Annotated in this window: 17 protein-coding genes; 5 read left to right on the plus strand and 12 right to left on the minus strand. The window is 70.1% G+C overall.

Annotation, left to right across the window (positions count from 1 at the left end; translation table 11 throughout):
- From OG293_RS07020 to OG293_RS07055, 8 genes are all read right to left on the minus strand, one after another.
- The gene (locus OG293_RS07020) at positions 1-882 is read right to left on the minus strand and encodes an ABC transporter ATP-binding protein (protein ID WP_405997896.1); all 882 of its coding nucleotides are present in this window, start codon (positions 880-882) and stop codon (positions 1-3) included.
- Positions 872-1,858, minus strand: coding sequence for a branched-chain amino acid ABC transporter permease (locus OG293_RS07025; protein WP_405997897.1), 987 nt, complete (start codon positions 1,856-1,858; stop codon positions 872-874). The genes OG293_RS07020 and OG293_RS07025 overlap by 11 nt, the downstream gene beginning before the upstream one ends.
- Before the next feature lie 13 nt (positions 1,859-1,871).
- A complete protein-coding gene (locus OG293_RS07030; protein WP_405997898.1) occupies positions 1,872-2,867 on the minus strand; it encodes a branched-chain amino acid ABC transporter permease in 996 nt (331 codons plus the stop codon).
- An 82-nt stretch (positions 2,868-2,949) separates the two neighbouring features.
- Positions 2,950-3,351 (minus strand): hypothetical protein, encoded by a 402-nt coding sequence (locus tag OG293_RS07035; RefSeq protein WP_405997899.1) that lies wholly within the window; start codon positions 3,349-3,351, stop codon positions 2,950-2,952.
- A gap of 65 nt (positions 3,352-3,416) precedes the next feature.
- Positions 3,417-3,824 carry a peptide-methionine (R)-S-oxide reductase MsrB gene (msrB, locus tag OG293_RS07040; RefSeq protein ID WP_405997900.1) on the minus strand — a complete coding sequence of 136 codons (408 nt, stop codon included), beginning with the start codon at positions 3,822-3,824 and terminating at the stop codon, positions 3,417-3,419.
- Positions 3,825-3,837: 13 nt separating this feature from the next.
- The gene (gene murC, locus OG293_RS07045; protein ID WP_405997901.1) at positions 3,838-5,232 is read right to left on the minus strand and encodes a UDP-N-acetylmuramate--L-alanine ligase; all 1,395 of its coding nucleotides are present in this window, start codon (positions 5,230-5,232) and stop codon (positions 3,838-3,840) included.
- Between the two features lie 44 nt (positions 5,233-5,276).
- Complete coding sequence (locus tag OG293_RS07050) at positions 5,277-5,747, minus strand: indole-3-glycerol phosphate synthase (RefSeq protein WP_405997902.1); 471 nt, start codon at positions 5,745-5,747, stop codon at positions 5,277-5,279.
- A gap of 106 nt (positions 5,748-5,853) precedes the next feature.
- Positions 5,854-6,669, minus strand: a complete 816-nt coding sequence (locus OG293_RS07055; RefSeq protein WP_405997903.1) for a pyrimidine reductase family protein — start codon at positions 6,667-6,669, stop codon at positions 5,854-5,856.
- Here OG293_RS07055 and zapE point away from each other — a divergent pair.
- Positions 6,668-7,777, plus strand: a complete 1,110-nt coding sequence (gene zapE, locus OG293_RS07060; protein WP_405997904.1) for a cell division protein ZapE — start codon at positions 6,668-6,670, stop codon at positions 7,775-7,777. The two genes, OG293_RS07055 and zapE, sit on opposite strands and share 2 nt — an antisense overlap.
- A 54-nt stretch (positions 7,778-7,831) precedes the next feature.
- Positions 7,832-8,257: an OsmC family protein gene (locus OG293_RS07065; protein ID WP_405997905.1), complete on the plus strand. Its 426-nt coding sequence runs from the start codon at positions 7,832-7,834 to the stop codon at positions 8,255-8,257.
- Between the two features lie 198 nt (positions 8,258-8,455).
- On the opposite strand, the gene OG293_RS07070 is transcribed toward OG293_RS07065, so the two are convergent.
- Positions 8,456-8,869 carry an organic hydroperoxide resistance protein gene (locus OG293_RS07070; RefSeq protein WP_406003528.1) on the minus strand — a complete coding sequence of 138 codons (414 nt, stop codon included), beginning with the start codon at positions 8,867-8,869 and terminating at the stop codon, positions 8,456-8,458.
- Between the two features lie 97 nt (positions 8,870-8,966).
- Here OG293_RS07070 and OG293_RS07075 point away from each other — a divergent pair, with 97 nt between their 5' ends.
- Positions 8,967-9,464, plus strand: a complete 498-nt coding sequence (locus OG293_RS07075; protein ID WP_405997906.1) for a MarR family winged helix-turn-helix transcriptional regulator — start codon at positions 8,967-8,969, stop codon at positions 9,462-9,464.
- An 88-nt stretch (positions 9,465-9,552) separates the two neighbouring features.
- Here the strand turns inward: OG293_RS07075 and OG293_RS07080 are convergent, their stop codons facing one another.
- From OG293_RS07080 to OG293_RS07090, 3 genes are all read right to left on the minus strand, one after another.
- Positions 9,553-11,145 carry a S1 family peptidase gene (locus OG293_RS07080; protein ID WP_405997907.1) on the minus strand — a complete coding sequence of 531 codons (1,593 nt, stop codon included), beginning with the start codon at positions 11,143-11,145 and terminating at the stop codon, positions 9,553-9,555.
- A 142-nt stretch (positions 11,146-11,287) separates the two neighbouring features.
- Entirely contained in the window at positions 11,288-11,779 is a 492-nt protein-coding gene (locus OG293_RS07085) for a cupin domain-containing protein (RefSeq protein WP_405997908.1), read from the minus strand.
- Positions 11,780-11,967: 188 nt separating this feature from the next.
- Positions 11,968-12,159, minus strand: coding sequence for a hypothetical protein (locus OG293_RS07090; RefSeq protein WP_405997909.1), 192 nt, complete (start codon positions 12,157-12,159; stop codon positions 11,968-11,970).
- Between the two features lie 201 nt (positions 12,160-12,360).
- On the opposite strand from OG293_RS07090, the gene OG293_RS07095 reads away from it, so the two are divergent.
- Together OG293_RS07095 and OG293_RS07100 are read left to right on the plus strand one after the other, a co-directional pair.
- Positions 12,361-12,876 (plus strand): MarR family winged helix-turn-helix transcriptional regulator, encoded by a 516-nt coding sequence (locus OG293_RS07095; protein WP_405997910.1) that lies wholly within the window; start codon positions 12,361-12,363, stop codon positions 12,874-12,876.
- 56 nt (positions 12,877-12,932) lie between these two features.
- Entirely contained in the window at positions 12,933-13,820 is an 888-nt protein-coding gene (locus OG293_RS07100) for a polysaccharide deacetylase family protein (RefSeq protein ID WP_405997911.1), read from the plus strand.
- Positions 13,821-13,833: the final 13 nt, after the last annotated feature.

Consider the following 13,833-nt stretch of genomic DNA (forward strand, 5'->3'; position numbering starts at 1 on the left):
TCACGCCTCCTCGCCCCTCGCTTCGGGTTCGTCGTGCCGCTTGCCGAGGTAGGCATCCACGACCGCACGGTTCTTGCCGATCGTGTACGGCGGTCCCTCGGCCACGAGGCGGCCGCCCGCCATGACGGCCACCCAGTCGCTGATGCCCATCACCACGTCCATGTCGTGCTCGACGAAGCACACGGTCAGCCCCTCGTCGCGCAGCTCGGTGATGTGGCCGAGCAGCGACTGGGTCAGTGCCGGGTTCACCCCGGCCATCGGCTCGTCGAGCAGGAGCATGACGGGTCGGGTCATCAACGCGCGGGCCAGTTCGAGCAGTTTGCGCTGGCCGCCGGAGAGGGTGCCCGCGTACTCGTCACGCAGCTTGGTGAGCCGGAAGCGGTTCAACAACTCGTCGGCCCGTGCCTTGATCTCCCGCTCCTGCCCGCGCCACAGCGGCCGCAGCAGGGCGGGCAACAGCCGCTCGCCGCGCTGCTCGGTCGCCGCGAGCAGCATGTTCTCCAGCACGGTGAGCCGGGCGGGGGTCCGGGTGAGCTGGAACGTACGGACCAGTCCGCGCCGGGCGATCCCGTGCGGCGGACGCCCCGCGAGCGGCTGCCCTTCGAACGACCACTCACCGCCGTCGGCCCGGTCGAACCCGCTCACCAGGTTGAACAGCGTTGTCTTGCCTGCCCCGTTGGGCCCGATCAGGGCCGTGATGGTCCCGCGCTGCACCTCCAGATGGTCGACCTCAACGGCGACGAGGCCGCCGAAGGTGCGGGTCACACCGTCCAGGACGAGCAGCGGGTCGGGCTTGCGCACACCGGGCACGGGCTCGGGCTCCGGCACCGATGGCGGCTCGGGCTCAGGCGGGGACGAGGGCGAGGGCGTGTCAGCGTCCACTGAGCAGCATCTCCTTCCGGCTGCCGAGGATCCCCTGCGGTCTGAACGCCATGAGGAGGATCAGTGCGAGCCCGACCAGGGCAAAGCGGACGGCACCGATCTCCGATGTGCTGATGAACGAGATGTGGCCGGCGTCGATGGCCTGGCGCAGTGCGCTGTCGATGAAGGAGAGCACGAACCAGAAGAGGATCGAGCCGACGACCGGGCCGAGGATCGTCCCGGCGCCGCCCAGCACAAGCAGGGTGTAGAGGAAGAAGGTGACAGCCGGATCGAAGCTGTCCGCGCTCACCGACTGCACTTGTATGGCCTGCAGTATTCCGGCGACCGCGCCGAGCACACCGCCCAGCGCGAGGCTCGTCATCTTGTACGCGTACACGTTCTTGCCGAGGCTGCGTGCGGCGGTCTCGTCGTCGCGGATGGAGCGGATGACCCGGCCCCAGGGGCTGTGGATCAGCAGGGCGAGCAGCAACCCGATGATCACCACCAGGCTCCAGGCGATGATCATCACCCACAGGTCCCGGGCGCTGAACTTTACCGTCCAGAAGCCGTACGAGCCCCGCGGGATGGGGTTCAGATCGTAGAAGTCATTGGCGAACCGCTGGAGCCCGTACACACCACCGGTGGTCGGCTCGGCCCAGCTGGACCGGTAGAACAGCCGTAGCGTCTCCCCCGCGGCGATGGTGGTGATCGCGAGATAGTCGGCGCGCAGCCGCAGGGTCGGCAGGCCGAGCAGCAGGGCCAGCACGATCGCGGAGGCCAGTCCGACCAGGATGCCGAGCCACATCGAGCCGCCCCAGGTCGCGACGGTGATCGCGAGCCCGTAGCCGCCGACGAGCATGAAGCCGACCTGGCCGAAGTTCAGCAGCCCGGTGTAGCCGAAGTGCAGGTTGAGGCCCATGGCGGCGATCACGTAGATGGCGGCGATGGGGCCGATGCCGGACCGGATGGCGTCGGAGAGGATCGTGTCGAAGTCCATGGCTCACCACCCCTCAACCGATGCGTTCCCGGTGGCCGAGGATGCCCTGCGGCCGGATGAGCAGAACGATGATGAGCGTGAGCAGCGCCCACGCGTACTGCAGGTCGACGGGGAACCAGAGCGTGGACAGCTGGGCGACGATGCCGATGACGAGGCTGCCCACCATCGCGCCGTACGCGGAGCCGAGGCCGCCGAGGATGACTCCGGCGAACATCAGCAGCAGCAGCTTGAAGCCCATGTCCCAGGTGACGATCTCGACCAGTCCGAAGAACACCCCGCCGAGGCCGGCGAGCGCACCGCCGAGCATCCAGACCACCGACACGACCCGCTGCACATCGATGCCGGAGGCCTCGGCGAGGTCGCGGTTCTCGGAGACGGCCCGGATGGCCGTGCCGATCCGGGTCCGCTGGAGCAGCGCGGCGACACCGAGCAGGGTCGCCACCGCGAGCAGGGTGACGGTGAGATCCCGTGGGGTGATGCCCACCGGGCCGAGGTCGTACGCCTTCTGGATGTCGTACTGGGCAAAGGAACCGGGCCGGGTTCCGTACAGCACGAGCACGATGTGCCGCAGCAGCAGTGACAGTCCGATCGTGACGATGAACATGTTGATCAGACCCGTGCCGCGGGCGCGCAGCGGCCGCCAGAGGCCACGGTCGACGAGGGCGCCCAGCGCGGCTCCGCCTGCCACGGCGATGATCGCGGCGGGCACCAGATGCCAGCCCGGACCGGACGCCGAGACATTCAGGAAGAACGCGAACGTGGCGCCGATCGTCACGAACTCGCCGTGCGCGAAGTTGATCAGGTGGATGGTCCCGAAGATCAGCGAGAGTCCGACCGCGCAGATCGCGATGATGACGCCGAACTGGATTCCGTCGATCAGAGCCTGCAGGAAGCGCGCACCGAACCCCGGGCCGTGCTGTACCTCCTCGTCCTGCGCCGACGCGGATGCCGCAGGCAGCATCACAAGGTACAGGGCGAGTGACGGGACCAACAGCCGCTGATAGCGCATGGCAGATTCCGGTGTCCCGGGCGAGACTTTGTTACTCAGTGTAAGCACAGTCTGGGGTGCCCGGCATGCGCACATCACCAGCTCAGTGAGCGCAGGGAGGAGAAACATCCGATGTCAATTGCCCTCGAAGGGCGCGGATCGCGCCATTACACCTCACCTGGACGACCGCGTCACACCTCACCTGGACGACCGCGTCCTGCGCGAGGTCATCCACCCGGTCCTCACCCGGGCCGTCACGTACTACGCCCGCCATCTCACCGAAGGAGCCGACGGCAGGCTGCATCTGCGCGATGACGCCGAACACCATGCACCGCGAGGGTTCCGGCTTCGCGCTGGAGAGCCCGGTCAGCGCCGCCCAGTCGCTGCTGGACATGCTGAGCCAGAGCCATGGCGGGGTGGTCAAGGTGTTCCCGGCCGTCTCGGGGACCTGGGCGGACGCGTCGGTCTCCAAGCTCCGCACCCAGGGGGCGTTTCTCGTCGACACCTCGCGCAGGGCGGGCCGCACGGAGACGTGCGGACACGACCCAGGCGCGGCGGTCCCTTCCGGCGTCAGCCCTCGTCGGGCGTCAGCCTCAGCGAGATGCTGTTGATGCAGTACCGCTGGTCGGTCGGGGTCGGATACCCCTCGCCCTCGAAGACGTGCCCCAGATGCGATCCGCAGCGCGCACAGCGCACCTCGGTGCGGACCACGCCATGGCTGCGGTCCGCGATCAGTTCGACGGCGTCCGTGTCCTTGGGGTCGTAGAAGGACGGCCAGCCGCAGTGCGACGCGAACTTCGTGTCGGAACGGAAGAGTTCGGCGCCGCACGCCCGGCAGGAGTACACGCCCTCCGTCTTGGTGTCCGTGTACTCACCGACGAAGGCGGGCTCGGTGCCGGCCTGCCGCAGTACCTGGTACTCGGCGTCGGACAGCTCCGCGCGCCACTGCTCGTCCGGCTTTTCGACGTCGTACGACATGGATACCGCTCCCTCAGCTCGACAGGCGGGCCAGGATCGCCGGACCGAGGTCCGTGACGTCGCCCGCGCCCATGGTGAGAACGAGATCACCGGGCTTCGCCATTCCCGCGACGGCGTCGGGGACGGTCGACTTGTCGTGGACCGCCGTGACGTCGGCGCCCGCCGCCTTCGCCGCGTCGATGATCAGGGCGCTGGTGATGCCCGGGATCGGGTCCTCACGGGCGGGGTAGATGTCCAGGACCACGGAGGCGTCGGCGAGCGCCAGGGCCCGGCCCATCTCCTTGCCCAGCTCCTGGGTGCGCGAGAACAGGTGCGGCTGGAAGACGACGAGGAGCCGCGCGTCGGCCGCGGCCCCGCGCATCGCTTCGAGGTCGGCGGTCATCTCGGTCGGGTGATGGGCGTAGGAGTCGATGACCTGGACGCCCGCGGCCTCGCCCTTGAGCTGGAGGCGGCGCTTGACGCCGGTGTACGTGCCGATCGCCGAGGCGAGGTTGTGGGCCGGGATGCCGAGGGCGACGCCCGCGGCGAGCGCGGCCACGGCGTTGTGGGCGTAGTGGCTGCCGGGGACGGAGACCGTGAAGGTCAGGAACCGGCCGTTCAGCAGGACCGTGACCTCGCTGGTCAGACCGCGCGGGGTGACCTTGTGGACGCGGATGTCCGCGTCCTTGGAGTCTCCGTACGTCACGACGTTCAGGGACGAGAGGTCGCGCACGCGCCTGGTGAGCTCCACCGCGCCGGGCTGGTCGGCCGAGATCACCAGGGTGCCGCCGGGGACGACCTTGCCGACGAAGGTCTCGAAGGAGTCGTAGATCTCCTCCATCGAGGCGTAGTTGGCGTGGTGGTCCAGCTCGACGTTGAGAACGATCGCGACCTCGGGGTCGTACTTCTGGAAGCTGCGGTCGCTCTCGTCGGCCTCGGCGACGAAGATCTCGCCCCCGCCGTGGCGGGCGTTGGTCCCCGGCCCTTCGAGATCGCCTCCGATGGCGTACGAGGGATCCAGGCCCAGCTCGGTCAGCGCCACGGCCAGCATGGAGGTGGTGGTCGTCTTGCCGTGGGTGCCGGCCACGGCGATCGAGCGGAGACCGGTCATCAGGGAGGCCAGGGCGTCGGCTCGGTGGACTACGGGGACGGACAGCTCGGCGGCACGGGCCAGTTCGGGGTTGTCCGCGCGGATGGCGCTGGAGACGACGACACAGCTCGCGTCGGAGGCCAGGTGCCCGGCCGCGTGCCCGATGTGGACGGTGGCGCCCAGCTCGCGCAGGGCCTCGGCCGTCAGCGACTCCTTGGCGTCGCTGCCCGCGACCTTCGCGCCGCGCTGGGCGAGGATCTTCGCGATGCCCGACATTCCGGCGCCGCCGATGCCGATGAAGTGCGGGCGGTCCATGGCGCTAGGGACGGCGGGTGCCATGCGTGTGTCTCCCCAAGATGTACGAGTACGTGCGAGGCCCCAGCCTATTCGCTGTGCGCGAAGAGCTTGAGCACCGGGACGCCGACCCTGTGACGGGCCCTGGAGGCCCAGTCCCGGTGGAAGAACTCCTCCACATAGTGCGGCGCGGTCAGCACGATCACCTCGTCGGCGTCCGCCTCGTCCACCGCGGTCTTCAGCCGGTCCAGCGGATGGTCCTCGATGACCTGGCCCTTGGCCTGGCAGCCCGCCGCCCGCAGGGCGGCGAGCGAGTGTTCCAGGGCCAGCCGGGCGGGAGCCTCGGCGTCCTTTCCCTCGGGCTCGTCGCCCTCGCGCACAGCCTCCTTCAGCTCGCCGAGTGCGACGTCGTCGATGGCGCGCAGCAGTACATCGGCCTGGTCCCCGCGAGGCTGCATCAGCACGACGAAGGAGACGCCCTCGGCGCCGTGCAGAGTGGTGACGAATTCCACGTCTTCGGACGTCAGGGGCTTCTCGATCATCAAAACGCTTGTGAACACGGCAGGAGCCCTTCTGCGGAAACCATCCTTCCCCGTGCCCGCACGGGGTCTGCGAGTGTAAGTGTGCCCGTCGGCAGCCAACCGGAACGACACATTCCGCCCATTGTCAGATGCGACGGTAGCGGGTGAAAAGGAACCCTGCCTCCTCCAGCACCGACGCCAGCGCGAACCTTTCCGGAACGGCCAGAGCGGGTCCGCCGGCGATCCTCTGGGCGTCCCCCGCCGTCAGCGTCGGCGACAGGGTCAGACAGAGCTCGTCAAGGACGCCGGCCGCCACGAACTGCCCCAGAAGGCGGGGTCCGCCCTCGGTCAGCAGCCGCGTCATGCCCCGCTCCGCCAGCGCCCGCACCGCCCGGGGCGGCTCCACGCCGGAGCCGTCCCCGGCGATCACCACCTCAGCGCCCGCCTTCTCCGCCTCACGCACCCGGTCCGGGGGCGCCGCCGCCCCGGTCAGCACCAGGGTCGGCACCAGCGGCTCGGCGAACAGCGGCCGCGAGAAGTCCAGGTCGAGGGAGGCACTGACGACGGCGATCGCGGGTGCGGGGCCCTGGCCCGCCGCCCGTCGCCGCTCGGCGAAGACGTCCCGTGCGCGGGCGGGACGGTAGCCCTCGAGCCGGACCGTTTCGGCTCCGACCAGGACCACGTCGGCGAGCCCGCGCAAGGTGCCGAAGATCCGCATGTCCGTGTCGGAGGAGATCGGCTGTGAGCGGCCCTCGTGCTGGGCCGCCCCGTCCAGCGAGGACACCATGTTCGCCCGCAGCCAGGCCCGGCCGGCTCCCCCGGCCCGGTCCGCTCCGGGATCCGCCCCGTCCGCATCACCGCCTCCGGCCGCCGGATACGCATAGGCGTCGGCCAGCTCGTCCAGGGACCACTCGCGGCCCTCGTCGGCTGTCTGGTCGGTCACAGGGAACAGACGTCGCATGCCGTGCAGTCTTCCACGGCCCTTACAGTTGGGAACTGTGTCGACCAGTGCCATAACAGAAGCGGCCCCGCTGTCCCTGTGCGCCCGCGCGCCGCATGTCCCCGCCGACCGGCTGGTCGCGGAGATGGTGCCGCCGCCGCGCTTCGACTCCGTACGCTTCGACACGTACGTCCCCGACCCGAACCAGCCCAGCCAGCGCGAGGCCGTCACGGTCCTCGGCGGCTTCGCGGCGGGCCTCGGCGGCGCGCACGCGAGCGGCTCCGGGCGGCGCAGGTGGTTCGCCAGGAAGCCCGCGGCCCCCGCCGGCCCGCGCGGCGTCTACCTCGACGGCGGTTACGGCGTCGGCAAGACGCATCTGCTCGCCTCCCTGTGGCACGCCACTCCGGCGGAACCCGCGCTCAAGGCCTTCGGCACCTTTGTGGAGCTGACGAATCTGGTCGGCGCCCTCGGCTTCCAGCAGACCGTGCGGACGCTGAGCGGTCACCGACTCCTGTGCATCGACGAATTCGAGCTCGACGACCCGGGCGACACCGTCCTCGTCTCCACGCTCCTCGGAAAGCTGGTCGACGCGGGCGTGGCACTGGCGGCCACGTCCAACACGCTGCCCGGCAAGCTCGGCGAGGGCCGGTTCGCCGCCGCCGACTTCCTCCGCGAGATCCAGGGGCTCTCCGCGCACTTCCGCCCGCTGCGGATCGACGGCGAGGACTACCGCCACCGGGGACTGCCCGAGGCCCCTCCCCCGTACTCCGAGGAGCAGGTCACCAAGGCCGCGTACGCCACCGAGGGCGCGTCCCTCGACGACTTCCCGCGCCTGCTGGAGCATCTCGCCAGGGTGCACCCGAGTCGGTACGGCGCGCTCACGGACGGTCTGCGCGCGGTCTGCCTCACCGATGTCCAGCCCGTCCCGGACCAGTCGACGGCGCTGCGGCTCGTCGTGCTGGCGGACCGGCTGTACGACCGCGAGGTGCCGGTGCTGGCGTCGGGTCTGCCCTTCGACCGGCTGTTCAGCGAAGAAATGCTGAACGGCGGCTACCGCAAGAAGTACTTCCGGGCGATCTCCCGGCTGACTGCCCTGGCCCGGGACGCGAAGGGGCTTGTGGAGCAGTAGGTTTGGGGGTTGCGGGGGCCCAAGGCCCCCTTTAGCCACCAGAAGGGAAACACCATGGCCACCACGCGCACGGCGCACACGGTCTGGGAAGGCGAGCTGCTCAAGGGCTCCGGCACGGTCACGCTCGACTCGTCCGGAATCGGCAGCTACCCCGTCAACTGGCCGTCCCGCGCCGAGCAGGCCAACGGCAAGACCAGCCCGGAGGAGCTCATCGCGGCAGCCCACTCCAGTTGCTTCTCCATGGCGCTCTCGCACGGTCTGGCCGGCGCCGGCACGCCTCCCACCCGGCTGGAGACGAAGGCCGATGTGACCTTCCAGCCCGGTGAGGGCATCACGGGCATCCACCTCACCGTTCAGGGCGAGGTTCCCGGTCTCGACGCGGACGGATTCGCCTCGGCCGCCGAGGATGCCAAGAAGAACTGCCCGGTGAGCCAGGCGCTGACGGGCACGACGATCACCCTGACCGCCACCCTCGTCTGACGAGCCGGCCTGCGCCGTGTCGGACCGGGGCGTCACCACGCGCCGGCGGCTCCACAGCGCGAAGCCCGGCCCCGTCCGCGAGGACGAGGCCGGGCACGCCCGGCGGCCGATGGGGTCCTGAGCCGCCGATTCCTGATCCGACCCGCCGATTCCTGATCCGACCCGCCGATGCGCGGCCGGAGCGGCCGCGGGACCCGACTACTCGATGACGAGCTCGACCGGCAGGTTTCCGCGCGTCGCCTTGGAGTACGGGCAGTAGGCGTGGGTCTTCTCCAGCAGCTCGCGGCCCGCCTCACCCTGGAGGTGGTCGGGAAGCTCGACGCGCATGACGACCGAGAGACCGAAGCCGCCGTCGGTGTCCTTGCCGATGCTGACCTCGGCGGTCACCGAGGCGTCCTTGACGTCGATCTTCTCCTGGCGGCCTATGGCACCCATGGCGCTGGCGAAGCAGGCGGCGTACCCGGCGGCGAAGAGCTGCTCGGGGTTGGTGCCCTGGCCGTTGCCACCGAGGGCCGCGGGGAAGGCGAGCGGCAGGTCGATGTGACCGTCGGAGCTGACGGCACGGCCTTCGCGGCCGTTGGCGGTGGCGACAGCGGTGTAGAGCGCGTCCATGAGTTGCATCCCTCTTCGTCCGTGGGGAACCGATGCCATAACTACAGCACACAATTAAATTGCACACAACTCAGTGATGCGCGGGTATGCTGTCTCCATGGAGAAGAAGACGCTGACCAGCGTGCCGGACGAGGACTTCCTCCGCCTGGACCACCAGATCTGCTTCTCGCTGCACGCCGCGTCCCGCGCCTTCAACGGCGTCTACCGGACGGCGCTGAAGGATCTGAATCTCACCTATCCCCAGTACTTGGTGATGCTGGTGCTCTGGGAGCACGGCGAGCTGCCGGTGAAGCGGATCGGCGAGCATCTGCGCCTGGACTCGGGAACCCTGTCGCCGCTGCTCAAGCGTCTGGAGGCGGCGGGGTACGTGGAGCGCAGGCGCAGTTGTGAGGACGAGCGCTCCGTCACCGCCCGGCCCACCGCCGCGGGCGCCGCGCTTCGCGAACAGGCCCTGGGCGTGCCGCGCCGGATCGCGGAGGCGACCGGGATGCCGCTGGAGCGGATCCGTGAGCTGCGCGCGGACCTTGAGAGGCTGACCGCCACGCTGGACGGCACGGGGCCGGACCCGTCGGACTGCGCCTCCGCCGACGACTGACGGGGGCGCGGGGGCGCCGGGAAACGGCTGAGCCCCGAGCATCCGCCGATGCCCGGGGCTTGGAGCCTGTGCTCTGCGAGCGTCAGGGCTACTGGGCGCCGCCGTAGCCGGCGCCGTCGTCCTGACCGGCACCGGCTGCCGCGCCCGCGCCGTCGTCACCGGCGCCCTGGCCGGCACCGTTGCCATAGCCGCCGCCGTCCTGACCGGCACCGCCGGCCTTGCCGCCGTCGCCCTGACCGGCACCGCCGGCCTTGCCGCCGTCGCCCTGGCCGCCGTTCTCCGCGCCGCCGTTGTACTTGCCGCCGTCGCCCTGGCCGCCGTTCTCCGCGCCGCCGTTGCCCGCGCCGCCGTTCTCCGCGCCGCCGTTCTCCGCGCCGCCGTTCTCCGCGCCGCCGTTCTCCGCGCCGCCGTTCTCCGCGCCGCCGTTCTTCTGGCCGCCGTTCTCCGCGCCGCCGTTGCCCTGGCCGCCGTTCTTCTGGCCGCCGTTCTCAGCGCCGCCGTTCTCAGCGCCGCCATTGCCCGCGCCGCCATTGCCCGCGCCGCCGTCGCCGTCGCCGATCTTGGCATCGACCGCCTTCAGCGCCGTCGTCACCGGCTGGAAGAACGTCACGCCACCCCTGGTGCAGTCGCCGCTGCCGCCGGAGGTGAGACCGAGCGCGCTCCCGTCCTGGGTGAACAGCGGGCCGCCGCTGTCACCGCCCTCCGCGCAGACATCGGTCTGGATGACCCCCGTGACGGAGCCCTCCCGGTAGTTCACGGTGGCGTCGAGCCCGGTGACCTTGCCGCCCTTGACGCCGGTGGTGCTGCCCGTGCGGGAGACCTCCTGGCCGACCGTGGCTTCGGCGGCCTGTTTGATGTCCACCGTCTTCCCGCCCAAGTCGACCGTGCTCGCGACCTGCTTCTTCGGGTCGTCGTACTTGACGAGCGCGAAGTCGCCGTCGCCCGGGAAGGTCGACTTCTCGACCGTGGCGGTGGGCTGGCTGCTCGCGTCCTCGGCCCACTTCTTCTCGTCGACAACGCAGTGGCCCGCGGTCAGGAAGCCGGGGCTGCCGTCCTTGGTGGTCACGTTGAAGCCGAGGGAACAGCGCGGGCGGCGTTGGGCCTCCGGGCTGCCGCCGAAGATGGCCTCGCCGCCCACCGCGAAGGGCTTGAACGTGCCCTCGGACTTCTGGATCCGGGCCATGCCGCCGCCCAGGGACTCCACTGTCGACTCGAGTGTGTCCCAGCGCCCGCCGGTGACCGTACTGTCCGCCGTCACGAGGATCTGGTTGGTCTTGGGGTCGACGGCCCAGGCCGTGCCCGGGATGGTGGCCTTCTCGGCAAGGGTGCCTGCGGCGGCCTTCAGCTCCTTGGTGCTGTTCTCGACGTTGCGTGCCACCGCTCCGGCCTTTTTGACCTCGATGACGTTGTCGTCGTCACCGCCGACGACATTGACGACCAACTGTTGCTTGTCGGCGTCGTAATACGCTCCGCCGTACGAGTCGCCGAGCTTCTCGCCCAGCTCCTGGACGAGTGGCGCCGCCAGCGACGCACTCAACTTCTTGGGGGCCGACCTGGCCTCGGATCCGGATCCGGGCTGGGAAGCGTTGGCGTTCGGCAGCAGGATGGCAGCCGCTGCGACGCCGACCGCTCCGGCTCCCGCAAGGATTGCCTTCCGCTTTGATATTCGCCTGTGACTCAACTCGCCGCCTCCTGTAGGGGGGTATGGAGACCGGTTGCCGACGGAAACCGGGGGACGCGTCCGCCCCTAGGTACGGATGGGGCGCGAGTTGTACTCAACCCCGGACCGGAAAAAGTCTGCGGACGCTCTCCAAGTGAGGTTCCTAAGAGGCCAGTTGGGCGCCGCAACGACTGCAATAACGTGCGGAAACGTCTTCTGCAGGGCGGTCGCAGCCCGGGCAGATCCGGTTGAGGAGACATGCCGCCTCGCCACCTTCGGACCCGGCTGCGCTGCGGATGGCGAGCCCCGGACGGCGGCTGTGAACGGTCACGTACACGAGTCCCTTCTCATCGGCGAACAGTGAACGCCGGGTGCCACGCGGCAGCCAGGCCACATTCCCCGCTTCCAGCGACTGTTGCCCGTCCTCCGTTTCCAGCCGTCCGCCACCGTTCAGCACACACAGAAGGACATCGAGATCGGGTTCCGAATGACTGGCGACCCGGGTGCCGGGCGGTATGCGGATGATGTTCGCGTCGAGCTGCCGCCCACTCTCGGAGAGTCGCCACAGCGCCCCTCCCCGGTCGTCCGGCACATCGTCGAGCAGCTCCGCGACACGGGCGAGCACGCCGGCCGCTGCCGCTGGGGGTTGAGCCATGTCGTTCCTTTCACATGCTTCCCTCACGAAGGACCCGTCCGGCAGGCAGGCGTGCGGTGTTGAGCCGCATCACCGTGCCGGTGCCGCTCCCGAGCAGAGACCCGCAGTCGGCAGGGCCCTCCGCCCGGGCATCATTGCACAGTGCAAAAGATGAAGAGCGGAGATCCGCGGCTCTTCCTCAGAGTCCGCTAGTCGGACTCCGGCCGGAGTCCGGAGACGGAGGCGGCCGGTGCGCCGTCCCTTCCCGCGGAGGCGTCATGACCGGGGTGGTACTGCGGAATTCCCGCGGTCACCTGACTCGTCGTCGGATGGTCACCGCTGCTGCGCAGCACGAGAGCGACGGTGACGGCGGTCGCGGTGAGCACCGCCTTGGCCCACATCGGGGCCCTGGGCCGTGCTGCGCGTCGGACAGAACGCTTGACATCTCCCGGTTTCGGCGTTGTTGAGGTGTTCCTTCGTCTCGCCGGGAGCTGGTTTGTGGCGTCGGCACGGCGCGCAGGTGGAATACGCGGGCCACGGTCCGGGTGTTCAAAGGCGGTCTCGGCCGTGGGGCCGATCGTGGAGCACGGTAGAAAGGGGACATGGACGAGCAGAGGCATCCCGTTGACGGGATGGACGACGTGGAGGCCGTGACCCGTGCGGTTCTCACCGCGTCGCGGCTGCTCGTCGCCTTGTCCGCGCGCTCACTCGGCTCGGTCGAGGACCGGGTGACGCTCCCCCAGTTCCGGCTGCTGGTGGTGCTGTCCACGCACGGCGCCGCCAAGCTCGTCGTGCTCGCGGAGCGGCTCGCGGTGAGCCCGTCGACGGCCATGCGGATGGTGGACCGGCTGATCGGCGTCGGCCTGGTGGACCGCCAGATCAATGAGGAGAACAGGCGCGAGACGGTGCTGCGGCTGACGCCGGAGGGCATACGCATCGTCGACGAGGTGACGGCCAGGCGCCGCCAGGAGGTCGCGGGGATCGTCGAGCGGCTGGCGCCCGAGCAGCGCGCGGCCCTGATCGCGGCGCTGACCGCCTTCACCGAGGCGGGCGGTGAGCCGGACGTCTCGTCCCCGCCGGCGGAACTCCATCCGCTGGGCTGGTCCGGCGGAAGGTAGCCCCGACACGGGAGCGCCGCGCACTGATAGTCGTACTGATCGGATATTTTCCGTCAGTGATCACCTATGTGCGCGGAGTGGCGGTCTCGGCCTTTGCGGGTGCCCTGCTCGTCGGCTGTGCCGACACCCCGGGGGCCGGAAACGGCATCACCGGGTCCGGTCGCGGCACCACCGCCTCCTCCAGCGGGACGGCGGCGGCAGCCGCCCCCAAACCCGGCAAGCCACTGACGGACAAGGTGAACAAGGCCCCCACCGTGGCGCCCGGACCCGGTGGCCTCACCCCCGTCTTCGAGCGCGCCTCCTCGACGGACCGCAGAACGGTCGCGCTCACCTTCGACGCCGACATGACCGCGGATCAGGGTCCGCGGGCCGCGCACGGCGAGCACTTCGACAACCCCGCCCTCATCGACGCCCTGCGCAGGCTGCGGGTCCCGTCGACCGTCTTCATGACCGGCCGCTGGGCGGAGGAGTACCCCGCGCAAGCCAAGGAGATCGGCAACGACCCGCTCTTCGAGATCGCCAACCACTCGTACAGCCACTACGCCTTCGCGTCGCCCTGCTACGGCCTGCCGCTGGTCGGGAGCGACGGCATGCGCGGGGACGTGGACCGCGCGTTCAGCGCGTTCAAGCGGGCGGGGGCGCGCAATGTCGTGCCGTACTTCCGCTTCCCCGGCGGCTGCTACAACGACGCGGCCCTGCGCGCCATCGCGCCGTCGAAGGTGACCGCGGTCCAGTGGGACGTCGTCAGCGGGGACGCCTTCGCGACCGATGCCGACGCGGTCGCCGAGCAGGTGCTCACTCGGGTCGGGCCGGGCTCGCTGGTGGTCATGCACTGCACGCGCAGCGCGGCCCCGGTCACGGAGCAGGCCGTCCGGCGGATCGTTCCGGAACTGCGCAGGCGCGGCTACCGCTTCGTGAAGGTCTCGGAGCTGATGCGGGGCTAGACCCCAGGGATGT

The sequence above is a fragment of the Streptomyces sp. NBC_00829 genome, assembly GCF_045161795.1.
Taxonomy (GTDB): Bacteria; Actinomycetota; Actinomycetes; order Streptomycetales; family Streptomycetaceae; genus Streptomyces.